The organism is Streptomyces sp. NPDC025721 (genome assembly GCF_055558595.1).
Genome location: NZ_JBVHMF010000007.1, coordinates 39,758 through 65,026, shown reverse-complemented (window position 1 = coordinate 65,026; position 25,269 = coordinate 39,758). Strand labels below are relative to the sequence as shown.

The 25,269-nt window shown below is 73.0% G+C and carries 24 protein-coding genes; 16 read left to right on the top strand and 8 right to left on the bottom strand.

Translation table 11 applies throughout. From position 1 onward, the window contains the following. Positions 1-2 precede the first annotated feature (2 nt). The gene (locus ACZ4EF_RS12690; RefSeq protein WP_355341181.1) at positions 3-476 is read left to right on the top strand and encodes a C40 family peptidase; all 474 of its coding nucleotides are present in this window, start codon (positions 3-5) and stop codon (positions 474-476) included. Between the two features lie 239 nt (positions 477-715). Here the strand turns inward: ACZ4EF_RS12690 and ACZ4EF_RS12685 are convergent, their stop codons facing one another. Next, the gene (locus ACZ4EF_RS12685) at positions 716-1,441 is read right to left on the bottom strand and encodes an ADP-ribosyltransferase (RefSeq protein WP_391045140.1); all 726 of its coding nucleotides are present in this window, start codon (positions 1,439-1,441) and stop codon (positions 716-718) included. A gap of 97 nt (positions 1,442-1,538) precedes the next feature. Between ACZ4EF_RS12685 and ACZ4EF_RS12680 the strand changes: the two genes are divergently transcribed. Continuing rightward, entirely contained in the window at positions 1,539-2,306 is a 768-nt protein-coding gene (locus ACZ4EF_RS12680) for a GNAT family N-acetyltransferase (RefSeq protein WP_467504244.1), read from the top strand. A gap of 14 nt (positions 2,307-2,320) precedes the next feature. Here ACZ4EF_RS12680 and ACZ4EF_RS12675 read toward each other — a convergent pair whose 3' ends face one another. Beyond that, entirely contained in the window at positions 2,321-2,749 is a 429-nt protein-coding gene (locus ACZ4EF_RS12675) for an ATP-binding protein (RefSeq protein WP_355341190.1), read from the bottom strand. Positions 2,750-3,001: 252 nt separating this feature from the next. Here ACZ4EF_RS12675 and ACZ4EF_RS12670 point away from each other — a divergent pair, with 252 nt between their 5' ends. Next, positions 3,002-3,871: a helix-turn-helix domain-containing protein gene (locus ACZ4EF_RS12670; protein ID WP_355341193.1), complete on the top strand. Its 870-nt coding sequence runs from the start codon at positions 3,002-3,004 to the stop codon at positions 3,869-3,871. Positions 3,872-3,882: 11 nt separating this feature from the next. Further along, the gene (locus ACZ4EF_RS12665; protein ID WP_467504242.1) at positions 3,883-4,116 is read left to right on the top strand and encodes a DUF397 domain-containing protein; all 234 of its coding nucleotides are present in this window, start codon (positions 3,883-3,885) and stop codon (positions 4,114-4,116) included. Positions 4,117-4,162: 46 nt separating this feature from the next. On the opposite strand, the gene ACZ4EF_RS12660 is transcribed toward ACZ4EF_RS12665, so the two are convergent. After that, positions 4,163-5,392 (bottom strand): 8-amino-7-oxononanoate synthase, encoded by a 1,230-nt coding sequence (locus tag ACZ4EF_RS12660; RefSeq protein ID WP_467504240.1) that lies wholly within the window; start codon positions 5,390-5,392, stop codon positions 4,163-4,165. Positions 5,393-5,677: 285 nt separating this feature from the next. Here ACZ4EF_RS12660 and bioB point away from each other — a divergent pair, with 285 nt between their 5' ends. From bioB to bioD, 3 genes are all read left to right on the top strand, one after another. After that, positions 5,678-6,919, top strand: a complete 1,242-nt coding sequence (bioB, locus tag ACZ4EF_RS12655; protein ID WP_402711953.1) for a biotin synthase BioB — start codon at positions 5,678-5,680, stop codon at positions 6,917-6,919. After that, entirely contained in the window at positions 6,912-8,237 is a 1,326-nt protein-coding gene (locus ACZ4EF_RS12650) for an adenosylmethionine--8-amino-7-oxononanoate transaminase (RefSeq protein ID WP_391045151.1), read from the top strand. The genes bioB and ACZ4EF_RS12650 overlap by 8 nt, the downstream gene beginning before the upstream one ends. Positions 8,238-8,456: 219 nt before the next feature. Continuing rightward, positions 8,457-9,188 (top strand): dethiobiotin synthase, encoded by a 732-nt coding sequence (bioD, locus tag ACZ4EF_RS12645; protein WP_355341205.1) that lies wholly within the window; start codon positions 8,457-8,459, stop codon positions 9,186-9,188. Positions 9,189-9,280: 92 nt separating this feature from the next. On the opposite strand, the gene ACZ4EF_RS12640 is transcribed toward bioD, so the two are convergent. Both ACZ4EF_RS12640 and ACZ4EF_RS12635 read right to left on the bottom strand, forming a co-directional pair. Beyond that, on the bottom strand, positions 9,281-9,685 hold the full coding sequence (locus tag ACZ4EF_RS12640; protein ID WP_355341208.1) for a fic family toxin-antitoxin system, toxin component: 405 nt from the start codon (positions 9,683-9,685) through the stop codon (positions 9,281-9,283). Then, on the bottom strand, positions 9,682-9,921 hold the full coding sequence (locus ACZ4EF_RS12635; RefSeq protein WP_355341211.1) for an antitoxin: 240 nt from the start codon (positions 9,919-9,921) through the stop codon (positions 9,682-9,684). Before ACZ4EF_RS12635 ends, ACZ4EF_RS12640 begins: the two co-directional genes overlap by 4 nt. A 181-nt stretch (positions 9,922-10,102) precedes the next feature. Here ACZ4EF_RS12635 and ACZ4EF_RS12630 point away from each other — a divergent pair, with 181 nt between their 5' ends. From ACZ4EF_RS12630 to ACZ4EF_RS12615, 4 genes are all read left to right on the top strand, one after another. After that, positions 10,103-10,528, top strand: coding sequence for a GNAT family N-acetyltransferase (locus tag ACZ4EF_RS12630; protein WP_355341214.1), 426 nt, complete (start codon positions 10,103-10,105; stop codon positions 10,526-10,528). 91 nt (positions 10,529-10,619) lie between these two features. Then, positions 10,620-12,041, top strand: coding sequence for a hemolysin family protein (locus ACZ4EF_RS12625; RefSeq protein WP_467504238.1), 1,422 nt, complete (start codon positions 10,620-10,622; stop codon positions 12,039-12,041). Next, on the top strand, positions 12,038-13,054 hold the full coding sequence (locus tag ACZ4EF_RS12620) for a hemolysin family protein (RefSeq protein WP_355341220.1): 1,017 nt from the start codon (positions 12,038-12,040) through the stop codon (positions 13,052-13,054). Before ACZ4EF_RS12625 ends, ACZ4EF_RS12620 begins: the two co-directional genes overlap by 4 nt. Before the next feature lie 75 nt (positions 13,055-13,129). After that, positions 13,130-14,065 carry an SGNH/GDSL hydrolase family protein gene (locus tag ACZ4EF_RS12615; RefSeq protein ID WP_467504236.1) on the top strand — a complete coding sequence of 312 codons (936 nt, stop codon included), beginning with the start codon at positions 13,130-13,132 and terminating at the stop codon, positions 14,063-14,065. A 23-nt stretch (positions 14,066-14,088) separates the two neighbouring features. On the opposite strand, the gene ACZ4EF_RS12610 is transcribed toward ACZ4EF_RS12615, so the two are convergent. Next, positions 14,089-15,942 carry a CocE/NonD family hydrolase C-terminal non-catalytic domain-containing protein gene (locus ACZ4EF_RS12610; protein ID WP_467504234.1) on the bottom strand — a complete coding sequence of 618 codons (1,854 nt, stop codon included), beginning with the start codon at positions 15,940-15,942 and terminating at the stop codon, positions 14,089-14,091. A gap of 328 nt (positions 15,943-16,270) precedes the next feature. Between ACZ4EF_RS12610 and purB the strand changes: the two genes are divergently transcribed. The 3 genes from purB to ACZ4EF_RS12595 all read left to right on the top strand — a co-directional run bounded on the left by purB (position 16,271) and on the right by ACZ4EF_RS12595 (position 19,661). Continuing rightward, complete coding sequence (gene purB / locus ACZ4EF_RS12605; protein ID WP_355341229.1) at positions 16,271-17,704, top strand: adenylosuccinate lyase; 1,434 nt, start codon at positions 16,271-16,273, stop codon at positions 17,702-17,704. Positions 17,705-17,741: 37 nt separating this feature from the next. Next, positions 17,742-18,290: a G/U mismatch-specific DNA glycosylase gene (gene mug / locus ACZ4EF_RS12600; protein ID WP_391117926.1), complete on the top strand. Its 549-nt coding sequence runs from the start codon at positions 17,742-17,744 to the stop codon at positions 18,288-18,290. Between the two features lie 213 nt (positions 18,291-18,503). Further along, a complete protein-coding gene (locus ACZ4EF_RS12595; protein WP_355341235.1) occupies positions 18,504-19,661 on the top strand; it encodes an ROK family protein in 1,158 nt (385 codons plus the stop codon). A 108-nt stretch (positions 19,662-19,769) separates the two neighbouring features. Here the strand turns inward: ACZ4EF_RS12595 and ACZ4EF_RS12590 are convergent, their stop codons facing one another. After that, entirely contained in the window at positions 19,770-20,531 is a 762-nt protein-coding gene (locus ACZ4EF_RS12590; protein ID WP_467504232.1) for a GntR family transcriptional regulator, read from the bottom strand. 391 nt (positions 20,532-20,922) lie between these two features. Between ACZ4EF_RS12590 and ACZ4EF_RS12585 the strand changes: the two genes are divergently transcribed. Then, a complete protein-coding gene (locus ACZ4EF_RS12585) occupies positions 20,923-22,383 on the top strand; it encodes an NCS2 family permease (RefSeq protein ID WP_391045172.1) in 1,461 nt (486 codons plus the stop codon). A 222-nt stretch (positions 22,384-22,605) separates the two neighbouring features. Here ACZ4EF_RS12585 and ACZ4EF_RS12580 read toward each other — a convergent pair whose 3' ends face one another. Further along, complete coding sequence (locus ACZ4EF_RS12580; protein WP_467504230.1) at positions 22,606-23,649, bottom strand: DMT family transporter; 1,044 nt, start codon at positions 23,647-23,649, stop codon at positions 22,606-22,608. 46 nt (positions 23,650-23,695) lie between these two features. Between ACZ4EF_RS12580 and pdxR the strand changes: the two genes are divergently transcribed. Beyond that, on the top strand, positions 23,696-25,255 hold the full coding sequence (pdxR, locus tag ACZ4EF_RS12575; protein WP_467504228.1) for a MocR-like pyridoxine biosynthesis transcription factor PdxR: 1,560 nt from the start codon (positions 23,696-23,698) through the stop codon (positions 25,253-25,255). Positions 25,256-25,269 lie beyond the last annotated feature (14 nt).

Here is a 25,269-nt window from a genome sequence, read left to right as displayed (position 1 = left end):
GCATGTTCGCGCTCAAGTGCATCTCCGGACGGCTGTCCCGGCTCGGGACGGCCTCCGTGCTCACCGCCACAGCGGTCGCACTGCCCGCGCTGCTGCCGGGCACCGCCCAGCAGGCCGAGGCCGCGACGATGGGCGTGAAGGCCCTGAACGTGGCGGCGTCGAAGAAGGGCTCGCCCTACCAATGGGGCGCCACCGGCCCGAACCGCTTCGACTGCTCGGGGCTGACGCTGTACTCGTTCAAGCGCGCGGGCAAGAAGCTGCCGCGTACCGCCGCCGCCCAGTACAACAGCACCCGGCACATCTCGTCGGGTGCCCGCCGCGTCGGTGACCTGGTGTTCTTCCACACCGGCCGGTCCATTTACCACGTCGGGATCTACGCCGGGAGCGGCCGGATCTGGCACGCCCCCAAGACCGGCGCCAGGGTCCGGCTGGAAAGGATCTGGACCAGCGCCGTCTGGTACGGGCGGGTGGCGTGACCCGGACGGCCGATTCCGGCCGCGCCGCGTATCGCGCCCGTACGGCGTATACGCTCCGTGGAGCGGTGGGCACTCGCCGCCGCGCGGCCCGGCCGTGGTCCGGCCCGAACAGCGGCCCGGAGCCGTAGGACAGTGCGGGCCGGCGGCTCGGGTGCGACGGGGGGCGACCCGCCGCACCCCCTTCAGCGGCGTGGACAGCCGGTCCGGCCGGGGGTACGCCCCCGCCGGATCGGGGACGGTCAGCCCGCCGGGAGCAGCACCGGCGCGAGCGGACGCGGCGCCGGAATCCCGCGCCACGGCACGTAGTACGGGTTGCGTACGCAGCCGGCCAGGTCCTCGTCCTTGGTCGCCTTGTCGACGGGACAGGCGCCGACGATGAAGCGCCGGGCGAGGCCGCCGGGGAAGGCGACCTCGTGCTGGTCGGCCCACTTGTGGGTGTCACCGATCGTGGCGTTGACGTCGATGCCGCCGGGCGCGTCCACGTAGTAGTTGAAGCCGGGCTTCCACTGCTTGTAGAGGTCGTGGTCGTAGCTGGTGCTCACGAACGGCGACGGCTGGTTCTTCAGCACGTACGCCGCGAGGTCGTACTGCCCGTCCTGCGCGGCCTTGGGCTGGAAGCCCTCCTGGAAGACCACGGCGGGGGCGCGGCCGTCCGAGCGGAACAGCTCCCCGCACGTGCGGCGGTAGGACGGCTCGGGGGTGATGCGCTCGACGTCGACGCTGCGGTCGGCGGCGGCGAACAGCGGGTCGTGGACCACCGGGCACCAGCCGTCGTCGCCCGCGGGGGCGGGACGGGGCACGAGGGACGTGGAGGGCGCGGACAGGGCGGTGGGCGCCGCGGGGGACAGGGGTCCGGAGGCGACGGCCGACGCGGTCTCCGACGTGGCCGCGGTCTGCGCGGCGAGTACGGCGGTCAGGGTCAGCGCGCCGGTCGTGAGAAGCGACCGGACTCGGTTCTTGATCATGACGCACAGACTCGCGGGACCGGCCCCGCGATCGGCCGCATGTCACCCGATCGTAGGCGCGTCCGGCCGCGTACGGGACGGCTGAGAGGATGGTCGGATGAGCTCGCCGACCACCGCGGCGCACCGCGCCGGGCCCTCCCTGCGGTCCCTGCTGGACGCCGCCGCGCGAGGCGACTTCCCGCCCGCCGACGGGACCGTCACCTTCGTCGCCCAGCCGTCGGCCCGCGACGCCGGAGTCATCGCCTTCACCGCCCACACCGTGGTCTTCGCCGACATCGCCGACGCGTCGGGGACGGCGGGTACGGCGGATACGGCGGATACGGCGGATACGGCGGATACGGCGGATACGGCCGAATGCCCGGCGTCCGAAGACACCGACGCCGGTCTCCGTGCCCTGCTCCCGCCCGACGACCTGTCCGCTCCGCTCAACCCGCCCTTCCTGAGCGCTCTTTGCGCCCGCACCGGCCGTGTGGTCAACAACCTCGACCTGCTGACCCTGGCCGCCCCGCTGCCGGGCCCGCCCCCGCTCCCCCTCACCGAGACCACCGACCGCTCCCATCCGCGGATCGTGCGGGCGCTCCAGCACCGCGACGACGTGCGGGCCTGGACCGCGCCCGGCGGCACCGTCCTCATCGGCCGCGGTGTGGCGGGCCGTTGGGAGACCGCCGTCGAGGTGGACCCGGACGCCCGCGGCAAGGGCCTCGGCCGCCTTCTCGCCCTCGCGGCCCGTCATCTCGTCCCGGACGGCGCGCCGTTGTGGGCCCAGATCGCCCCGGGCAACGCGGCGAGCGTGCGGGCCTTCCTCGCCGCCGGTTTCGCACCGGTCGGAGCCGAGGCGCTGCTGGTGCCGCCGACGCGCCCGTGAACAGCGCCCGTCGCTCAGGCCACCGGGACCGCCCAGGGGATCGTGATCCAGACCGTCTTGCCGCCCTCGTCGGTCGGCGTGATCCGCAGCCTGCCGCCGGACTCCGCCGCCAGATGCCGAATGATCACCATCCCGCGCCCGTTGTCCTGCTGGACCGCCGCGGGCAGCCGCTGGGGCCAGCGCGGGTGGCTGTCGGTCACGCCGATCAGCAACTGCTCCTGCCGTTCGAGACGCACGTCCACGGTGAAGGTCGGCGACATTCCCGAGGTGTGCAGCACCGCGTTGGTGGCCAGCTCGGAGACGATCAGGCGCACGGCGTCGACCGAGGGGGCGTCCGACGGCAGTCCCCATTCGGCGAGTCGGGCGCAGACGTAGCGCCGGGCCGCCGGTACCGAGGCAGGGTCGCTCGGCAGAGTGACGGAAGCTTCCTGCAGATCTGCCATGGCGACATCGTTCCTTTCCCATCCACTGCGGACCGGGGTATCGGCGCGGGCTCTCCGGGCCACGCCCGGAAGTGGCTGGTTCGCGCCAGACTGCCACTAATCGTGCCGCCGTTTCGGACGGTCCACCGCGCAATGCATATATCTGTCGCTCAAATCGGTGAACTCTGCTACGTGGATACGCATTTGGTCGGCACACTGTCGTAATGACCGCCCGACTACCGGCATCCCTCACTTCAGGAGGTGCGAGAGGCCATGGAACGGGTCCCCGCCGTACGACGACGCAAGCTCGGCGGCGAACTGCGCCGACTCCGCGACCTGTCCGGAATGACCAGCGAGCAGGTCGCCGAGGCGGCCGGCTGGCACCAGTCGAAAGTCAGCCGTATCGAGACCGGCCGCAGCAGCGTCAGCGCCGAGGACGTCGACGTGCTGCTCGACGTCTACGAGGTGCGCGACCGCGATCTGCGCGACCTGCTGGGCACGCTGGCAGGTCAGGGCAGACAGCGCGGCTGGTGGCAGGACTTCCGCGACGTACTGCCCGTGGAGTACCGCGACTTCATCAGCCTGGAGGCGGGTGCCAGCCGGGCCCGCTCGATGGAGAACAGCGTGGTGCCCGGCCTGCTCCAGACCCCCGCCTACGCCCGGGCGCTCACCCGCGACGTCATGCCGCATCTGACCCGGAGCGAGGCCGGCGCACTGGTCGACGTGCGGATCGCCCGGCAGGCGGTGCTGCGCCAGGACGAGCCGCTGGAACTGTGGGCCGTGCTGGACGAGGCCGTGCTGCGCCGCGTGGTCGGCGGCCCCGCGGTCATGTCCGATCAGTTGCGGTCGCTGGAACGCGCCGCCGCGCTGCCGCAGATCCGGCTCCAGGTGCTGCCCTTCGGTGCCGGAGGCCACATAGGAGTTACGGGTTCGTTCGTTATCTTCTCATTTCCGCGCATCGCTGATCTCGACGTGGTTGTTATCGATCATTTGACGAGTAGTCTCTACGTCGATCGAAAAGAAGACATCACCGCTTACGGCGCCGCTTTCACCCGATTGAGCAACATTGCCCTTCCTCGCGACGAGTCCGTCGCGTTGATCAGTAAGATCGCCGGGGAGATGTCGCGATTCGCAGGCGCATAAAGGAGGCCACCATGGCGGCACAGTCCGGGTACGTTTCCTCGAGCGCGTCGATTTCCGGCGTGACATGGCGGAGGAGCAGTCACAGCACCGCCGCGAACAACTGCGTGGAGACCGCGAGACTGGCCTCGGGGCTGCTCGCCGTCCGCGATTCCAAGGACCAGGAGGGGCCCGCGCTGCTCTTCCCACCGGGTGCCTGGTCGCACTTCGTCGGGGCGCTGCGCCGGGACGAACTCGGCCCCGCGTAGGACCGGGTCGGTTCCTGCGGCGGACGGACGGCGGCGGGCCGCGCCCTCAACCGCGTGGCGCCGTACGGACGATGACGTCCACCGCGCCCGCGACCTGCGCGTCCGTCAGGTCGCAGCGCGCGGTCAGCCGCAGCCGGGACACCCCGTCGGGGACGGACGGCGGCCGGAAGCAGCCGACGGCCAGACCCGCGGCCCGGCACCGGGCCGCCCACTCGACGGCCGCCTCGGGCGAGGGCGCGCGCACCGACACCACACAGGCGTCGGGCGCCGTCGCGTCCAACTCCGCGGCGGTCAGCATCCGGTGGAAGGCGCGGGCCACGTGCAACGCGCGGTCGGCGCGCTCCGGCTCGCGCCGCAGCAGCCGCAGCGCGCCGAGGGCGGCGCCCGCCGCGGCCGGGGCGAGACCGGTGTCGAAGATGAAGGTGCGGGCGGCGTTGACCAAGTGCTCGATGACGGCCGCGGGGCCGAGTACCACACCGCCCTGCGCGCCGAACGCCTTCGACAGCGTCGCCGTGCTCACCACGTCGGGGGCTCCGGCGAGTCCGGCCGCCGCGAGCGCGCCGCGCCCGCCCTCGCCCAGCACGCCGAAGCCGTGCGCGTCGTCGACGAGCAGCGCGGCGCCGTACTCGCGGCAGGCCGCGGCGAGCGCGGGCAGCGGCGCCGCGTCGCCGTCCACCGAGAACACCGAGTCGCTGACGACGACGGAGGGCGCTCCCCCGGACCGGGACGCGTCGGCGTCCCGCCGGGCCCGCGCGCCGAGCGCCTTGCGTACGGCCTCGGGGTCGGCGTGCGGCACCACTTCGGTGGTGGCGCGCGACAGGCGGCAGCCGTCGATCAGTGAGGCGTGGTTGGCGGCGTCGGAGACCAGCAGGGTGTCGGGGCCGGTCAGCGCGGTGACGGCGGCGAGGTTGGCGGCGTAGCCGGAGGCGAGGACCAGGGCCGCCTCGAAGCCGGTGAAGTCGGCGATCTCCGCTTCGAGTTCCGCGTGCAGCGCGGTGCTGCCGGTGACCAGCCGGGAGCCGGTGGCGCCCGCGCCCCAGCGCAGGCAGGCGTCGGCGCCCGCCTGCGTGACCTCGGGGTGCCGGGTCAGGCCGAGGTAGTCGTTGCCCGCGAGGTCGAGCAGTTCCCAGTCCGCCGGGCGGGGGCGCAACTCCCGCCGGAGCCCGGCCTCGCGCCTGATCCTGGCCTGTTCCGCGATCCAGCCGAAGGGACCTGACGGGTCGGCGGTGTCGCTCCCGGCGGAGGCGTGCGGGTCGGCGGGGTCGGTGCTCTTCACGGGTGTCCCTGGGGTCGGCGGGTCGATGGATCGGGCGGATCGGTGCGCGAGCCGGTCGGGCGGATCGGCGGCTTTTCGGCTCAGCGGTTCTTCGGCTCAGCGTTTCAGTGGCACTTCGGTTCAGCGGCACTTCTGGTCGGGCCGCGCGCCCCCTCACACGGACGTCATCAGCAACGTACTGGCCCGCACACATGCACAGGGTGTGGTGATGCACACACCAGTAGCCACCCGAGTTGTGCGGTCCGCCATTGGCCGCGGGTGCCGTCGTGCGCGAGGATCGCCCCTATGGATCTGCTGACCACTCTCGTGGACAAGGGGCTGCGGCGCGAGCTGCCCACCAGGGACGAGGCGCTTGCCGTCCTCGCGACCTCCGACGACGAACTGCTCGACGTGGTGGCCGCCGCGGGCAAGGTGCGCCGCCAGTGGTTCGGACGCCGGGTCAAGCTGAACTACCTGGTCAACCTCAAGTCCGGGCTGTGCCCCGAGGACTGCTCGTACTGTTCGCAGCGGCTCGGCTCGAAGGCCGAGATCCTCAAGTACACCTGGCTCAAGCCCGACGAGGCCGCCGCGGCGGCGCGCGCCGGGGTGGCGGGCGGCGCCAAGCGGGTGTGCCTGGTGGCGAGCGGGCGCGGTCCCACCGACCGCGACGTGGACCGGGTCTCGGCGACCATCGCGGCCATCAAGGACCAGAACGAGGACGTCGAGGTGTGCGCCTGCCTCGGCCTGCTCTCCGGCGGCCAGGCCGAGCGGCTGCGGACGGCGGGCGCGGACGCGTACAACCACAACCTCAACACCTCCGAGAACACCTACGGCGACATCACCACGACGCACACCTACGCCGACCGCGTGGACACCGTGCGGCAGGCGCAGGCCGCCGGGCTGTCCGCGTGCTCGGGGCTGATCGCGGGCATGGGCGAGAGCGACGCGGACCTGGTGGACGTGGTGTTCTCGCTGCGCGCGCTCGACCCGGACTCGGTGCCGGTGAACTTCCTGATCCCGTTCGAGGGCACGCCGCTGGCCAAGGAGTGGAATCTCACCCCGCAGCGCTGCCTGCGCATCCTGGCGATGACGCGGTTCGTCTGCCCGGACGTCGAGGTACGGCTCGCGGGCGGCCGTGAGGTGCACCTGCGCACGATGCAGCCGCTCGCCCTGCACCTGGTCAACTCGATCTTCCTGGGCGACTATCTGACCAGCGAGGGCCAGGCGGGCCAGGCCGACCTCGACATGATCGCCGACGCGGGCTTCGAGGTGGAGGGCGCGGGGACGTCCACGCTGCCCGCGCACCGCGCCGACGTCGCGGAGGCGGCGACCGGCTGCGGTTCCCACGCTTCCGGCTCCGTGTGCGGCTCGCACGAAGGCGGCTGCGGCCCCTGCGGCCACGCCGAGGACGCGGCACCCGCCGCGAGCGCGGCGCCCGTGCGGACCGAGACGGTGCGGACGGAACCGGTACGCGCCGAGGGCCCGCGCCCCGATCTGGTGGCGGTACGGCGACGCGGCGCGGGGACGGACCTGCCGCCCAATGCCTGAGCCCTGCCCCTCGCCCGACGCGCCGCTCGACCCGGACACGCTGCTGGCGCTGGACCGGGAGCACGTCTGGCATCCGTACGGCCCGATGCCCGGCCGTCAGGAGCCGCTTGTCGTCGCGTCCGCCTCGGGCGTACGGCTGCGGCTCGCGGCGCCCGCCGAGGGCCGTACCGAACTGGTCGACGGCATGTCGTCGTGGTGGTCGGCGATCCACGGCTACCGGCACCCCGTGCTGGACGACGCGGCGCACGCCCAGCTCGACCGGATGAGTCATGTGATGTTCGGCGGGCTCACGCACGAGCCCGCCGTACGTCTCGCGGCCAAGCTGGTGGAGATCACGCCGGAGCCGCTGCGGCATGTCTTCCTCGCCGACTCGGGTTCCGTGTCGGTCGAGGTCGCGATCAAGATGTGCCTCCAGTACTGGCGTTCGCTGGGCAGGCCGGACAAGCAGCGGCTGCTGACCTGGCGCGGCGGCTACCACGGGGACACCTGGCAGCCGATGTCGGTGTGCGATCCGGACGGCGGCATGCACGAGCTGTGGTCGGGCGTGCTGCCCCGGCAGATCTTCGCCGACGCCCCGCCGCCCGGCTTCGACGCGGCGCCCGACGCCGTGTACACCGCGCATCTGCGGGAGTTGATCGGACGGCACGCCGACGAGCTGGCCGCCGTCATCGTCGAGCCGGTGGTGCAGGGCGCGGGCGGCATGTCCTTCCACTCCCCCGAGTACCTGCGGGTGCTGCGGGAGGCGTGCGACGAACACGACGTCCTGCTGGTCTTCGACGAGATCGCCACCGGTTTCGGCCGCACCGGCACGCTCTTCGCGGCCGAGCACGCCGGGGTCTGCCCCGATGTGATGTGCGTCGGCAAGGCGTTGACCGGCGGCTATCTCACGATGGCGGCGGCGCTGTGCACAGGCGAGGTCGCCGAGGGCATCTCGCGCGGCGAGGTGCCGGTGCTGGCGCACGGCCCGACCTTCATGGGCAATCCGCTGGCCGCCGCCGTCGCCTGCGCCTCCGTCGACCTGCTGCTCGACCACGACTGGGCGTTGGAGGTCAAGCGCATCGAGTCCGGGCTGCGCGAGGGCCTGGACGGGGTCGCCGCGCTGCCCGGTGTCCGCGATGTGCGGGTGCTCGGCGCGATCGGCGTCGTCCAGCTCGACCACCCGGTCGACATGGCGGCGGCCACCGCCGCCGCGGTGCGCGCCGGGGTGTGGCTGCGGCCCTTCCGCGACCTCGTCTACACGATGCCGCCCTATGTGACGGGCGACGACGACGTGGCGCGGATCTGCGCGGCGGTACGGGACGCGGCCGTCGCGGGCTGACCGGGCCGCGTCCCGGGCGGCAGACGCACGGCATCCGACATACCGCGCGCCGTACGGCATACGTCGTACGAGCTGACCGCGCTCGTCACCAATTGGGCGGAATGAGCGGTCCCGGCACGGGTACGAGGCGCGCCGGGACCGTACGCTCCGGGCACACGCGCGGCGCCCGGAGCGTACGGCGACATGACATGGCACGGCAACGAGGAACGGAGCGACACCATGGCCATCGTGGTCATCACCGGAACGGGTACCGAGGTCGGCAAGACGGTGGCCACCGCCGCCGTGGCCGCCGCGTCGCTCGCGCAGGGGCTGAGCGTGGCCGTGCTCAAGCCCGCCCAGACGGGCGTGGCGGACGGCGAGCAGGGGGACGCCGCGGAGGTGGCCAGGCTCGCGGGTCCGGTGACGGCGGCCGAACTGGCCCGCTACCCCGAGCCGTTGGCGCCCGCGACGGCGGCCCGCCGCGCCGGACTGCGGCCGGTGGGCCCCGAGGACATCGCCGAGGCGGCGGCCAAACTGTCCGCGGTGCACGACGTCGTGCTGGTCGAGGGCGCGGGCGGGCTGCTGGTCCGCTACGACGAGCAGGGCTCGACCCTCGCCGACGCGGCGGCGCTGCTGCGGGCCCGTGTGCTGCTGGTCGCCCCGGCCGGGCTCGGCACCCTCAACAGCACGGCGCTGACCGTCGAAGCGCTCAGCGCCCGCAAGGTCGACTGCATCGGTGTGATCATCGGAAGCTGGCGCGCCGAGCCGGAGCTGGCCGAGCGCTGCAACATCGCGGACCTGCCCGAGGTCGCGCAGGCGCCGCTGCTCGGCGCGCTGCCGGAAGCCGCCGGCGCCCTGTCCCCCGCCGCCTTCCGCACCGCCGCCCCCGACTGGCTGGCCCCGCAGCTCGGCGGCACCTGGGACGCGGCCGCCTTCGCGGAGGTCTTCGCCCCGGCGCCGTACAAGGCGTAGCCGCGCGGGGCGTCGCCGTACAGGGCGCAGCCGTACGTACGGGCGACCGCGAGCGGGCGCAGCCGTACGTACGGGCGACCGCGAGCGCGCCGCTATCCGACCTGTCCGGCCGGGCCCAGCTCCGCCTCCGTCGTCCAGGTGCGCAGCTCGTCGGCTATCCGGTCCAGCGGCGCCGAGCCGTCCTTCACCAGCCGGGCCAGGTCACGTACCTGTTCCGGCGTCATGGAGGGCTTGAGGCGGCTGGCGACGAGGTAGGCGTAGGCCACGGCGGAGGCGAACAGCGCGTTCGTCTCCTCCAGCGCCGGGACGTGCACGAGCAACTGGAGCATGGCGGCGGCGCGGGTGTGGGTGTCGGTGTAGACGGGCGTGCCGAAGATCTCCGCGTCGTGCCTGCTGACGGCCGCGACGAGCGCGCCCCAGTCGGTCACCTGCGGGTCGCCCGGCGTGTAGTGCTCGGCGACCATCAGCAGCCATGCGAGGTCGATACGGAGGGTCAACGCGCGCCTTCACCCCGGGCGGCCGCCCGGGTGCCGAACTCCTCGGCGAAGACCTCTTCGTAACGCTTCATGAAGTCGGCGGCGGCCTCGACGAATGCCTTGCCGTTCTCGCCCTCGTCCTGCTGGACGAGTTCCTCGATATAGCGGTTCACACTGATACCGCGCTGCGACGCGCGCTGCCGGGCCGTCTCGGCCGTGGCTTCGTCCACCCGAACGTTCAACTGGGTCTTCGACATGCGTCCACGCTAGCGCCGTGGCGCTAGTAGCGGCAAGGGCGCCTTCCTCGGCAACGCCGGGAACCTCCCGCGCCCCCCGGGGACGGATCGGGGCCTTCGACCGTTGGCAGGGCATGAACGACATTCATCTCGCATGCCGGAATTCCCCACCCGGAAATCGGTGCGGTGATTGGCTGCGGTGATGAGCGATCTTCACCTTCGGACCGCCACCCCCTCCGACGCCCTGCCTGTCCTCGCCTTCTGGCGGGTCGCGGCCGAGGGCACCAGCATCAGCGACGACCGGGCGGGGGTGGAACGACTGATCGCCCGCGACCCCGGCGCCCTGCTCCTCGCCGAGCGGGACGGCGACCTCGTCGGTACGGTCATCGCCGGTTTCGACGGCTGGCGCTGCCACCTCTACCGCCTCGCCGTCCACCCGGACGCCCGGCGTCAGGGCGTAGCGACCGCGCTGCTCGACGCCGCCGAACGCCGCTTCACCGCGCTCGGCGGCAGGCGCGGCGACGCGATGGTGCTCGAACGCAACGAGCGGGCGCAGCACGCCTGGAGAGCGGCCGGGTACACCCGCGAGTCCCGCTGGCGCCGGTGGACCAAGCCGCTCACCTCATGACGGTTCACCGAGCGACGACCGGGCCGGCCCCGGACCGCCGATACCGAGCGGTCGGCCCGGTCGTGGCCGATCATGGGACCGAGGTGACCGGATGACTGAAACACTTCTGCTGTTGGTGGCCGTACTGCTCACCCTCGCCTGCGGCGTCTTCGTCGCGGCCGAATTCTCCCTGACCACGATCGAGCGCGGTGAGCTGGAGCGCGCGGCGCGGGACGGCGAGCGCGGCGCCGCGGCGGCGCTGGCGGCCGTCCGCACACTGACCGTGCAGCTCTCCGGCGCGCAGCTCGGCATCACCGTGACGGGGCTGGTCATCGGCATGCTCGCCAAGAGCTCGATCGCGGAGCTGCTGCGCGGGCCGCTGCGGGCTGCGGGGCTGCCGGACTCGGCGTCGTCCTCCGTCGCCCTGGTGCTGGGCACCGCCCTGTCCACGGTGGCGCTGATGGTGGTCGGCGAGCTGGTGCCGAAGAACTGGGCGATCTCCACTCCGCTGCCGGTCGCCAAGGCCGTGGCGGCGCCGCAGCGCGCCTTCACCGCCGCCTTCCACCCGCTGATCCACCACCTCAACAACACCGCGAACCGGGTGCTGCGCGCGATGGGCCTCGAACCCGCGGAGGAGCTGGCGTCGGCGCGCGGCCCGCAGGAGCTGGCCGCGCTGGCCCGGCACTCGGCCAAGGAGGGTGTGCTGGAGGCGGACACCGCGGAGCTGTTCGTCCGTACCCTCAACCTCGCCGAGCTCACCGCGGAGAACGTGATGACGCCGCGCGTCCAGGTCACCGCGCTCGAAGCACAGGCCACCGCCGAGGACGTGGCGAACGCGACCCGCGCGACCGGCCTGTCCCGCTTCCCCGTCTACCGCGGCAGCCTGGACTCGGTGATCGGCACCGCCCACATCAAGGACGTCCTCGCGGTCCCCGCCGACCGGCGCCCGCGCGTGCCGGTCACCGAGCTGCTGCGCGAACCGCTGCTGGTCCCGGAGACGCTGACGGTCGACCGGCTGCTCGACCGGCTGGGCGGACGGCGCTCGATGGCCGTGGTGATCGACGAGTACGGGGGCACGGCGGGCGTGGTGACCATGGAGGACATCGTGGAGGAGGTCGTGGGCGAGGTCCGCGACGAGCACGACCCGCACGAGCTTCCCGACCTGCTCTTCCTGCGGGAGGCGCCGGACGGGCGGCGGATCTACGACGCGGACGGCGCGACCCGTACCGAGGACCAGTTGGAGCGGATCGGGCTGCACGCCCCCGACGGGCCGTACGAGACGCTGGCCGGTCTCGTGGCCCAGCGCCTCGGCCGTATCCCGGCGCGCGGCGACGCCTTCGAGCTGGACGGCTGGCGGATCGAGGTCACCGACGCGAGCGGGCACCGGGCGTCGCGGGCCCGGCTGATCTCCCCCGCGCGGGCGGCCCGGCCCCCCGCCGCCGCGGACAGGGCGGCGGGCGGCACGCCCGGCGCCACGGCGGGCACCACGCCCGGCAACACCGCGGGCACGGCCGAGCGGAGACGTGACCGATGACCGTCGTCCAGTTGCTCATCGGCGCGCTCACCCTCGTGGTGAACGCGTTCTTCGTCGGCGCCGAATTCGCCATGATCTCGGTACGCCGCGGCCAGGTGGAAACCCTCGCCGAGAGCGGCGACCGCCGCGCCCGCAGCGTGGTGTGGGGTCTGGAACACCTCTCGCCGCTGCTGGCCGCGGCGCAGCTCGGCATCACCGTGTGCACGCTGGTGCTCGGTATCGTCGCCGAGCCCGCCATCGCGCACCTGCTGGAGCCGGTGTTCCACGCCGTGCACGTGCCGGAGGGCGCGATCCACGTCATCGCGTTCGTGATCGCGCTGGCCGTGGCCACGTATCTGCACATGCTGTTCGGCGAGATGGTGCCGAAGAACATCGCGCTGGCCGATCCGGTGCGGTCCGCGCTGGTCCTCGGCCCCCCGCTGGTGGGGCTGACCAGGGCGCTGCGGCCGGTGATCTTCGCGATCAACGCGTTCGCCAACACGCTGCTGCGGCTGCTGCGGGTGGAGCCGCGCTCCGAGGTGGCGGCCGTCTTCTCCGACGACGAGCTGTCCCGGATGGTGGTGGACGCCGGGGCGGCGGGGCTGCTCGACGAGCGGGCCGCCGAGCGGCTGCGGGACGCCCTGGAGCTGGGCAGGCGGCCGATCGGCGAGATCGTGGTGCCGCCCGAGCGGGTGGTACGCGCGCCGCTGGGCATCACGCCCGAGGGCCTGGAAGCGCTCGCCGCCGACTCCGGTTACTCCCGATTCCCGGTCGCCGACCCCGACGGCCGGGTCCTGGGCTACCTGCACGTCAAGGACGCGCTGGACGCCGATCCGCGGGACGCGCCCTTCCGGCGCACCGCCCTGCGGCACATCACCCGCGTCGGCGCCGCCACCCCGCTGGACGACGTCCTCACCGCGATGCGGGCGGGCAGCGCCCACCTGGCGGCGGTCGTGGACGACGCGGGGCGCGGCATCGGGCTGGTGACGATGGAGGACGTGCTCAAGGAGCTGGTCGGTCCCGGACGCCCCTGAACGGCCGGGGCGACCGGTACGGGTCCCGACCTCGTTGCCGGTGCTCCTGAGCGGTCGCATAGGATCTCCGGCGCCATGCAGAATGACGCACAGACAGACACACAGGCGGGCGCGGAGGCGGGCGCGCGGACGCCGGCCGCGTACAGCAGCTTCGTCGCGGTCGGCGACTCCTTCACCGAGGGCATGTCCGACCTGCTGCCCGACGGGTCCTACCGGGGCTGGGCGGACCTGCTCGCCGCCCGCCTCGCCGCCGCTTCCCGCACTGCGACCGGGGGCGGGGGCGGGGACGGGGACGGGGACGGGATCGTGGACCGGACCGCGACCGGGACCGGTCAGCAGCCGGAGCCGGGGGACGGTCCGGGCTTCCGGTACGCGAATCTCGCCGTGCGCGGCAAGCTGATCCGGCAGATCTCCGAGGACCAGGTCGACGTGGCCGCCGCGATGGGCGCCGACCTGATCACCCTGGTCGGCGGCCTCAACGACGTGCTGCGGCCCAAGTGCGACGTGGACGAGGTCTGCGCGGTCCTGGAGAGCTGTGTCGAACGGCTCGCGCCGGCCTGCGGCCAGCTCGTCCTGATGCGCAGCCCCGCCCGGCGCGGGCCGGTCGCCGCCCGCTTCCTGCCCCGGATGGAACAGCTCTTCGCCTTCCTCGACGACCTCGCGGCCCGCCACGGCGCACTGGTCGTCGACCTCTACGGCGCCGAGGTCCTGGGCGACCAGCGCATGTGGGCCGACGACCGGCTCCACCTCACGGCGGACGGCCACCGGCGCGTCGCCGAGGCCGTCTGGCAGACCCTCGGCCATCCCGCCGAGTCCGACTGGACGGTCGGTCTCCCCCCGGCGGTCCGCCCCGGCTGGACCGCCCGCCGCACGGCCGACCTGCGCTTCACCCGCCGGCACCTCGTCCCGTGGATCGGCCGCCGCCTCACCGGCCGCTCCTCCGGCGACGGCCGCCCCGCCAAGCGCCCCGACCTGCTGCCGTGGGCGGCCGGTCCGTCGTACGACGACTGATCCGCCGTACGACGGGTCGCCCGTCAGCCCAGCGGCAGGTCCAGGTGGGACTCCTCTCCCGGCGGGGAGCTGACGGTGGTCGTGCTGCCCTCGACGTCGGCGTCGGAGTAGAGCTTGTCCTTGCTGTTGACGACCAGGGCCAGCCGGTGGCCGACGGGCACGTCGTAGGCGGCGGCCTGGAGCTGCCAGGTGACGGTGGTGTCCTGGCCGGGCACGAGGTCGGACAGGGTGTACGGCTCGTGCGTGACGATCCGCGCCGTCCGGTCCTCGGCGATGTCGAAGAGGTACGCGACCAGGGTCGTGGACGCGGCGGAGCTGCGCACGGTCAGCCGGACCTCGGGGATGCCGCGAATCCGGCGCGCCACGTGCCGATCCGCGCCCGCGGGCAGCGGATCGGTGGCCCACAGCGCCAGGTGCTGCCGGTCGAACTTCTCCGTCTCGTAGGTCTTCGGATTGCCGTTCCACTCGGCCTTGCCGGTCGCCACGATCCCGTCCACCGCCGTGGCCTCGGTCAGGTGCCCGGCGATGAACCCGCGCGACCAGCCGGGCGCGGGCTCCTCGGTCAGTGACCCGTCCCGGCGCCCGGCCCCGGTGTTGGCCAGATACCAGCGTTCGGTGGAGACGGTGACGTCGCCCCAGGTCTGCCGGAGTTCGCGCCGCGCCGGGGTGACGACGGTGTCGTCTCCGGTGCCGGAGCCCGGCCGGGTCTCGTAGGTGAACATGATCTGGTTGTTGACCTGGGGCCAGTCGGGCACGTCGTTCGCCTCGCCCCGCAGGTGGTGGTCGAGCCAGGCGTACGCCTCGGCCATCGCGAGGTTGGGGCCGGTCGGCCCGGCCAGCGGTCCGGTCAGTCCGGGACCCTCCGGCACCGCGTGGTCACCGATCCACATGTTCAGCCGCTTGGGGACGGTGAGGCGGTTGAAGGTGGCCAGCACCTGGTTGACCGGGAACAGGCCCTCGTGCCAGGTGTTGGAGATGAAGGTCGGCACACCGCGGTCGTTGGTGGCGTCGGTGTACGCCTCCGGCGCGCGCTCCGTGCCCCACGCCACGACCGCGTCCATGTTCTGATTCGCGTGGAAGTCCGCCAGGATCTGCTGGGTGCCCTCGTCGAATTTGCGCTCCACGGGTCCGCCGGTCAGGGCGAGCAGGACGGCCACGGCCTGGAGGTGCCGGGTGTCGTGGTGGTAGAGGCTGGTGGCCAGATTGCCCCAGGTGCTCAGCGCCACGACCGCGTCCACCCGGTCGTCGTTCGCCGCGACGAGCTGGCTGATCCCGGACCCGTAGGACTCGCCCAGGAATCCGATCCTGCTCGGTGCGAAGTGCTCCTGCGCGTAGTCGATCACCGAGGACCCGTCGGCCCAGTCGTTGGGTCCGCCGACGTCGATGAAGCCGCCCGAGGTGAACGGGCCGTCCACGTACCCGTGGCCGGGGATGTTCACGGTCAGGCCGATCCCGCGCGGGGTGTACGCCAGCACGTGGTAGCCCTTGAGGGCCAGGGTCAGGTGCGCGTACTCGAACAGCGGCCAGCCGACCGGGGTCCAGCCTGCGGGGAGGATGACCAGCGGGCGCGGTTCCGCGGAGTTGTGCCTGATGGTGTGCGCCGCCAGCCGGGTCCCGTCCTGGGCCCGGATCCACGGGAAGCCGACGGTGGCGACCCGCAGCACGTCGTCGGTGACCCGGCGCAGGTCGCGCGGCAGCAGGTTCTGGGTGGTGTTGCCCTGCAACGCGGCGACCAGCGCCTCGCCCAGGTTGGCCGCGTCGGGATTGACGCTCGCGCCCGTGCCCCAGATGCCGTTGTCGGCGACCTGGGTCAGTTGGGCGGTGGTGACCGCGCGGACCTCGTCCTGCGGAGGTCCGTCCCCTGATGACGTGCTCATGAGCGTGTTCCTTCCGTCTCGGTCCCGGACAGCCGGGTGACCGGGTAGCAGAACATGTGGCAGAAATCGTGCGAATCGCCACACCTCGATCGTGGGACCTCGCCGATCACCGGGGACAGGGCGCGAACCGACGCGCGGAAGCGTCCGGGCGGCCGCGTACGCCCGGCGCAGACCTACGACAGACCCGGGTCGACTCGGCAGTGGTACGGCGCCGGGGGCACCTGCGGCGCGCGGCGGTCACGGCCCCGTTCCCGGACCGCTGACCAGGGCTCCGGCGGGTGTGACCGGCGGAATCCGGCCGCCCGGATACCCGGTAAACTCTCCGCACGTGACTGCTAAGCCGCGCATCCCCAATGTCCTCGCCGGCCGCTACGCCTCGGCGGAGCTGGCCACCTTGTGGTCTCCCGAGCAGAAGGTGGTGCTGGAGCGCAGGCTGTGGCTGGCCGTGCTGCGGGCGCAGAAGGACCTGGGGATCGAGGTGCCGGAGCAGGCCATCGCGGATTACGAGCGGGTGGTCGAGCAGGTCGACCTCGGCTCGATCGCGGAGCGCGAGAAGGTCACCCGGCACGATGTGAAGGCGCGCATCGAGGAGTTCAACGCGCTGGCCGGGCACGAGCAGGTCCACAAGGGCATGACGTCACGGGACCTGACGGAGAATGTGGAGCAGCTTCAGATCCGGCTGTCGCTGGAGCACGTCAGGGACCGTACGGTCGCGGTGCTCGCGCGGCTGGGGCAGCTCGCGGGTGAGTACGCGGAGCTGGTGATGGCGGGCCGCTCGCACAATGTGGCGGCGCAGGCGACGACGTTGGGCAAGCGCTTCGCGACGACCGCGGACGAGCTGCTGGTGGCCTTCGAGCGGGTCGAGGACCTGATCGGCCGCTATCCGCTGCGCGGCATCAAGGGTCCGGTCGGCACCGCGCAGGACATGCTGGACCTGCTGGGCGGCGACAGCGCGAAGCTGGCGGATCTGGAGCAGCGGATCGCCGACCACCTCGGCTTCTCGCGGGCCTTCACCTCGGTCGGCCAGGTGTACCCGCGGTCGCTGGACTACGACGCGGTGACGGCGCTGGTGCAGCTCGCCGCCGGTCCCTCGTCGCTGGCCAAGACGATCCGGCTGATGGCCGGGCACGAGCTGGTCACCGAGGGCTTCAAGCCGGGCCAGGTCGGCTCGTCGGCGATGCCGCACAAGATGAACACCCGTTCCTGCGAGCGCGTCAACGGCCTGATGGTGATCCTGCGCGGTTACGCGTCGATGACCGGCGAGCTGGCGGGCGACCAGTGGAACGAGGGCGATGTGTCGTGCTCGGTGGTGCGCCGGGTCGCGCTGCCCGACGCCTTCTTCGCCTTCGACGGGCTGCTGGAGACGTTCCTGACGGTGCTGGACGAATTCGGCGCCTTCCCGGCCGTCGTCGCCCGCGAACTGGACCGCTACCTGCCGTTCCTGGCCACCACGAAGGTGCTGATGGGCGCGGTGCGCGCGGGCGTCGGCCGCGAGGTCGCGCACGAGGCGATCAAGGAGAACGCGGTGGCGTCCGCGCTGGCCATGCGCGAGCAGGGCACCGAGCGCAACGAACTGCTCGACCGGCTCGCCGCCGACGCGCGGATCCCGCTGGACCGGGCGGGGCTCGACGCGCTGATGGCCGACCGGCTGTCGTTCACGGGCGCGGCGGCCGGACAGGTCGCCGAGGTCGTCCGGCGGATCGAGGACGTCACCAAGGCGCACCCGCGGGCCGCCGCGTACCGCCCCGGCGCGATCCTCTGACCACCGGGACGAGCAGGACGAGCAGGCGGCAGCCCGTATGACTCCGGAACAGCTCACGGCGGCCCGCGACCGCACCCTGGACGATGTCATCGGGGGCGGTCTGCGGGTGCTGTTCTGCGGGATCAATCCGGGGCTGATGTCCGCGCATCTCGGGCAGCACTTCGCCCGGCCGGGCAACCGCTTCTGGCCCGCGCTGCACGCCTCCGGTTTCACCCCGCGCCGGTTCGCCCCGGCCGAGCAGGAGGACATGCTCGCGCTCGGCCTCGGGATCACCAACGTGGCCGGGCGGGCGACCGCGCGGGCCGACGAGCTGACGGCGCGGGAGCTGGTCGAGGGCGGGAAGCTGCTGACCGCGAAGGTCGAGGAGTACCGGCCCGGCTGGCTCGCCGTGCTGGGCGTCACCGCCTACCGGGTGGCCTTCGCGGACAAGCACGCCCAGGTCGGCCCGCAGGAGCGGACGATCGGCGCGACCCGGATCTGGGCGCTGCCGAGCCCCAGCGGCCTCAACGCGCACTGGTCGCCGGCCGCTCTCGCGGAGGAGTTCGCCCGGCTGCGCGTCGCCGCGGGTCACGAGCCGAAGCCGTAGCCCCCCGCCCTGCCGTTCCGCCTGGGCCGGCGGGACGGCCGCGCGCGGCACCGGCACTCCACCGGTCCCGCGCACCGTCCCCGTAGGACATTTGGCGTCCCGTCAGCGCTTACGGGACGCCACGCGTCTTGGCGGGTACGGGCGACCACTCGCCGCGACGGCCCGCGCCCGGTACGATCCGCCACACACAGGTACAGGCTGGGAGGACATACGTTGGGGCGGCTCACCGGCGGGGACCCATCCCTGCTCCGGCGGATCAATTCCGCGGTCGTCCTCCATGCGCTGCGCGGGGCGCAGGCCCCGACGCTGACCGAGCTGGTGCACAGCACGGGACTGTCGCGGCCCACCGTCGAGGGCGTCATCGAGGGCCTGGCCGAGTCGGACCTGGTGGTCGAGGTGGCCCCCGAGGGCGCCGACGCGCGCAAACAGGGCCGTCCCGCCCGCAGGTTCCGTTTCCACGCCGAGGCCGGGCATCTGCTGGGCATCGAGATCGGCGCGCACCAGGTACGGGTGGTGCTGTCGGACCTCAGCGGCCAGGTGCTGGGCTCGCACGGCCGCGAGGTCGACGAGGCCGCGTCCGCCGACGACCGGCTGGAGCGGGTCCGCGGCACGGTCGCCGAGCTGCTGCGCAAGGCCGGGGTGGCCCGCAGCACCCTGTGGGCGGTCGGCGTGGGCAGCCCCGGCATCGTGGAGGCGCACGGCGAGGTCCGGCTGAGCACGGCGCTGCCCGGCTGGACGGGGCTGCCGCTGGGCGAGCGGTTGCAGCGCTCCTTCCGCTGTCCGGTGCTGGTGGAGAACGACGCGAATGTCGCGGCGGTCGCCGAGCACTGGAAGGGTGTCGCGGTCGACACCGACGACGTGGTCTTCGTCCTGGCCGGACTGAGCCCCGGCGCGGGTTCGCTGATCGGCGGGCGGCTGCACCGCGGCTTCGGCGGCGCGGCGGGCGAGATCGGCGCCCTGCACCTGCTGGGCCGCGAGGTCACGCCCGAGCACCTGCTGTCGACCACCGGCACCCCGCTGCACCCGCTCGACGAACCGGCGGTCGCGCGGGTCTTCGCGCTGGCGAAGAAGGGCGACGTACAGGCCAAGGACGCCGTCGAGCGCTTCCTTCGCCGCCTGGTGCACGACGTCGCCGCGCTGGTGCTGGCGATCGACCCGGAGCTGGTGGTCGTCGGCGGCTGGGCGGCGGGCCTCGACGGGGTCCTGGAGCCGCTCCGTTCCGAGCTGGCGCGCTACTGTCTGCGGCCCCCGAAGGTGACGCTGTCCGCGCTCGGACAGGAGGCCATCGCGACCGGCGCCCTGCGGCTGGCCCTGGACCATGTCGAGGAGCAGCTCTTCGCGGTGGAGCAGACGTCACTGGCGCGGCACTGACGTATCAGTACCGCGCCATGGTGACGTCGGGTCGGCGTACGGCCGCCGGGCTCGGCGCCTCCGGTCGTCTCGACCGGTGGGCGCTCGCCGCCGGGGCAGCCGCCCGGTTCAGGAAGCCTGGCGGCTGTCGTCCTGGTGGTGGGTGACCTCAAGAGCACCCGAGTCGCCGAAGGTCAGCCGGCAGGTGTCGGCGCGGTACGTGGCCACCGACGCGGCGGCGACCCGGCCCTCGGAGAAGTAGCGGGTGGTGACGACCAGGACGGGCGCGCCGGGCAGCCGGTCGAGCTGCTTGGCGTCCTGGGCGCCGGCCGAGCCCAGCTCGACGGAGCGGTCCTCGCCCTCCAGCTCCAGCGTGTGCAGCTCGCGCAGGACGGCGGGGCCGTGGTTGGCGGGCGTGAGCATCGTCGACAGCTCGGGCACCGAGGCCGGGGGCACGTACAGCAGCTCGGTCGCGACATGCTGGCCGCGCATCACGCGCTCGCGGCGGATGGTGTGCACCGCCTCGTCGCCGCCGGTGCCGAGGAGCGCGGCGATCGGGCCGGGCGCGGCGGCCTCGACGCAGCCCACCGTGTTCCAGGAGTCACGGCCGGAGCCGGGCCACGCCTCGGCGACCGGTCCCACGGACACGCCCATCCGCGGCGGTGCCACGGTGGTGCCGACCCCCCTGCGCCGCTGGAGGCGCCCTTCGAGTTCCAACTGTTCGAGCGCCTGCCGGAGCGTCGCGCGCGCGACACCGAAGCGGGCGGCCAGGTCCCGCTCGTTCGGCAGGATCTCACCGACCTCGAACTCCGAGTCGAGGGCGTCGTTCAGCACGGTCTTCAGGTGCCAGTACTTCGGCTCCTGCACCGATTCGAGCTGCGTGGTCCCCACCCTGTCCTCGCAATCACCGGGTCCGCGACGGGCTCTGGCTTGTCGGCCACGCCCTCGGCTTGTTCAGCCTTGTTTCCGAACCACTATTTATTAAAGGTCCTTGCACTACTACGTCTCGAAGATAGAGCCGCCTCGTGAACTTGGTCAAGACCAATCCTCGAACGCGACGGCCTGCTATGGGGCGGGCGCGCGAGACGTTCATGAGTTGTTGACGGTGTGCTGAGACGCCGTTCGTGATGTCCGTGGGAAACGACGCGGGTGTTGACCTGGGCATGACTGAAACCCGACGGTGATACGGGGTAACGCCACGGAAACCCGCCGCGGCCGACCGGGGAGCACAATCCGTGTGCCCCGCCCTCGTTCCACCGTTTGTTGAATCCAGAGGAGCACCATGTCAGGACCCGTCGTGGACGCGGAGAAGCCGTCGTCCGGACCACCACCCGCGGCCAGTCCGCTGGACCGCTACTTCCGGATATCGGAGCGCGGATCCACGCCCGGCCGGGAGATACGCGGCGGTCTCGCCACCTTCTTCACGATGGCGTACATCCTCGTGCTCAACCCGATCATCCTGGGCAGCGCCACGGACAAGTTCGGGCACCACCTCTCGGTCGCCCAACTCACCACCGCCACCGCGCTGGTGGCGGCCGTGATGACCGCGATCATGGGCGTCGGCGGCAACCTCCCGCTGGCGATCGCGGCCGGTCTCGGCCTGAACGCCGTGGTGGCCTTCCAGCTCGCCCCCAAGATGAGCTGGCCCGACGCGATGGGCCTGGTCGTCCTGGAGGGCCTGCTGATCTGCGTGCTCGTCGCGACCGGCCTGCGCGAGGCGATCATGAACGCGATCCCGCAGCCGATCAAACAGGCGATCAGCGTGGGCATCGGCCTGTTCATCGCCTTCATCGGCTTCGTGGACGCCGGATTCGCCAGCCGCATCCCCGACGCGGCGAAGACGACGGTCCCGGTGCAGCTCGGCGCGACCGGGACGCTCACCGGCTGGCCGGTGCTGGTCTTCTGCCTCGGTGTGCTGCTGACGGTCGCGCTGGTCGCGCGGCGGATCAAGGGCGCGATCCTGATCAGCATCGTGGTCATGACGATCGTGGCGATCGTCGTCAACAAGATCGCCGACCTGCCGGACTCGGCGTGGGGCCTGACGGTGCCCAAGGTGCCGCACCATGTGACGTCCACGCCCGACTTCGGGCTGATCGGTCACTTCAGCCTCTTCGGCGGCTTCCGCGAGGCGGGCATCGTCACGGCCGCGCTCTTCGTCTTCACCCTCGTGCTGTCGGACTTCTTCGACGCGATGGGCACGATCGTCGGCATCTCCAACGAGGCCGGTCTGCTGGACGAGCAGGGCCGGGTGCCGAACATCGGCCGCGTGCTGTTCATCGACGGCGCCGCCGCCGTCGCGGGCGGCGCGGCCTCCGCCTCCTCCAACACCGCCTACGTGGAATCCGCCGCGGGTGTCGGCGAGGGCGCCCGTACGGGTCTGGCCAGCGTCGTCACCGGCGCGCTCTTCGTGGTGGCGCTCTTCCTGACCCCGCTCGCCGGCGTCGTCCCGTCCCAGGCCGCCGCCCCCGCCCTGGTCGCGGTCGGCTTCCTGCTCATGGCGCAGGTCCGCACCATCGACTGGACGCAGTACGACATCGGCATCCCGGCCTTCCTCACCATCGCCGTGATGCCCTTCACGTACAGCATCACCAACGGGATCGGCGCGGGCTTCCTGTCCTTCGTCGTGATCAAGATCGTGCTGGGCAAGGCGCGCGAGGTGCATCCGCTGGTGTGGGGTGTGTCGGTGTGCTTCCTGGCGTACTTCGCGATCGATCCGCTCCAGCAGGTGCTCGGCGCCAAGTAAGCACTCACGGAGGTCTGATGACGCGCCGCACGGTCCCTCGGCGCCGCCGAGGGACCGTGCGGGATGCGCCGCGCGCGGCGGCACCGGGCGGACGACGCCCCGACCGGGACGGGGGCGCCCGGTCGGGGCTGCTGGCCGGACCGGTGTCGCGCACCGGCCCGTACTGTCACAACTCGCCCACCCCAGCGGGAGTTCCCGGCCGCGCGGAATTTTGCCATCCGGCTATGGGGCGTCCGCCGCCGGAACGGTTCGCCGATCGCGGTCGGGTACCTGCTCGGGAGGCCGGTGCTCGGGAAGCGGCTTCGTGGGAAGCGGCTTCGCGGGAGGCCGGTTCGCGAGAGGGCGGTTCGCGAGAGGGCGGTTCGCGGAAGGTTCCTTCGCGAGCGGCCGTCGGCGGGACCGCAGCGCTCCCGAGCCGACGGCGACGCCGACCGCGACCAGGACGCTGCCCGCGAGTTGACCCGCCCCGAAGGTGCCGACCGCCACCAAGGGCGCGGTCACCGCGGCGGACACCGGGATCAGCCCGGAGAAGAGGGTGGCGCGCTCGGTGCCGATCCGCTGCACGCCCGCGTACCAGCACAGGAATCCGATCACGGTGGCCACCAGCGACTGCCAGCCGAGCGCCAGCGCCTCGGATCCGGTGGGTACGCGGACCGCCGCCCGGCCCTCGGTCACCAGCCCCAGCGTCCCCGCCTCCACGGCGGCCAGCGCGCACACGCACGCCGACAGCAGCGGCGGCCCCAGCGGCCTCACCAACGGCGCCGCGAGCAGGGCGAATCCGCACTCCCCCACCAGCGCCATCACCGACCAGAACAACCCCACGCCGTCCGTGCCGCCCCAGCCCTGCACCACGAAGGCGCCGGACGCCACGAGCACGGCCCCCGCGGCGACCGTCCGCGTCGGCCTCCGCCCCGCCCCGAGCGGTACGAGCACCGCGACCACGACCGGGGCGCACCCGACCAGCACGCCCGGCACCGCCGGTTCCGCGGTGCGCTCGGCCGCGAGGATCGCGAGGTTGAAGCCGACCATGCCGATCGCCGCCACGCCCGCCGCCAGCGCCCACTGGCGTACGGTCAGCGCCCGCAGTCTCCGCACGGCGCCTTTGCGCGCGGGCCACAGGAGCAGCAGACAGGCCGAGCCGTAACGCAGCGCCTGGCCGCCCGCGTGCGGATAGTCCACGAGCGCGCCGCCCGCGGTGAAGGACGCGCCGACCAGGACACAGGCGACAGTGGCGAAGAGGAAGCCGGCGCGTGGGGATGAGTTCATACGACGACGGTATGGAGACAAGCGGTCCGGTTTAAGGTCCATTGCCATGGGAGTTAAGAGGACCAATTCGGATGGTGCCGGTGCGGACCCGGAGGGGGCGGGCGGCGCGCCGACCGCGGCGGCCGGGCCGGACGTACTCCGGCCGGCGGTCCCGGCGGGCCCGCCGGCCGACGGGCGGCACGGCGCTCAGCCCGAGGGGTGGACCGCCGCGTGGGAGCTGTTGCTGCCCTCCGCGGGGGCGTCGCCGCGGGGTCGGGGGCGGGCGCTCCAGGCGGCGCTGCGGGACGCCGTGCGCTCGGGGCGGCTCGCGCCCGGCACGCAACTGCCCGCCAGCCGCGAACTGGCCGCCGACCTCGGCGTGTCGAGGGGCCTGGTCACCGACGCGTACGCGCAGCTCACGGCCGAGGGGTATCTCAGCGGGCGGCAGGGCTCCGGCACGTGGGTGACGGGCGCGGGCGCCGTAGCCGTACCGGCCGCGACGGCCATGCCCGCCGTGGACGACCGGGGCGGTCCCGCGGACCTCAGGCCGGGTCTGCCGGACCTCTCCCTGTTCCCGAGGGCCGCGTGGTCGGCGGCCCACCGGCGGGTGATCGCCCGGCTCCCGCACCGCGCCTTCGGCTACCCGGATCCGCGCGGCCTGCCCGAACTGCGCGAGGCGCTGGCTGAGTTGCTGGCCAGGCGACGCGGGGTGGCCGCGGACCCCGACCAGGTGATGGTCTGCTCCGGCGTGGCCCAGGCGCACACCCTGCTCGGCTTCGTCCTGCGCGGGCGCGGCGAGCGCGCGACGGCCGTCGAGGACCCGGGCAGCCCCGAGCAGAGCGGACTGCTCGGCGCGACGGGGCTGACGGCGGTGCCGGTGCCCGTCGACGAGGAGGGCCTGTCGGTGACGGCGCTGGCCGCCGCCGGAGTACGGTCCGCCATCGTCACGCCCTGCCACCAGTTCCCGACCGGGGTCGCGTACTCGGCGCGGCGGCGCGCCCAACTCACCGACTGGGCCCGTACGGTCGACGGTCTCGTCATCGAGGACGACTACGACGGCGACTTCCGCTACGACCGCGCGCCGGTCGGCGCCCTCCAGGGCCTCGCCCCCGGCCATGTCGCCTACACCGGGTCGGTGAGCAAGACCCTCGCCCCGGGGCTGCGGCTCGGCTGGCTCGTCGCGCCGCCGGACATCATCGCCGACGCCGCCGCGCGCAAGCGCACGATGGACCTCGGCAACCCGGTCACCGAGCAGGCCGTCCTGGCCGACTTCCTCACCTCCGGGCAGTACGACCGCCACCTCCGCCGCTGCCAGCGCCTCTACCGCCGCCGCCGCGACACCCTCACCACCGCGCTCGCCGCGCACTTCCCCGGCGCCACGACCAGCGGCATCGCCGCCGGTCTGCACGCCATCGTCACCCTCCCACCGCGCTGCGGACCCCCGTCCCGTCTGCTGTCCGCCGCGACCTCCGCCGGAATCACCCTCCGCCCCCTGTCCGACTACGAGCACGCGCCGACGCGGGTGCCCGGCGTCCGGTTGGTCATCGGGTACGCGCACCTGTCCCCGGAGTCGATCACTCGCGCGGTCGAGCTGCTGGCCAGGGCGGAGTCGGCCGCACCGCGCTGAGACGAGCGGTCCTG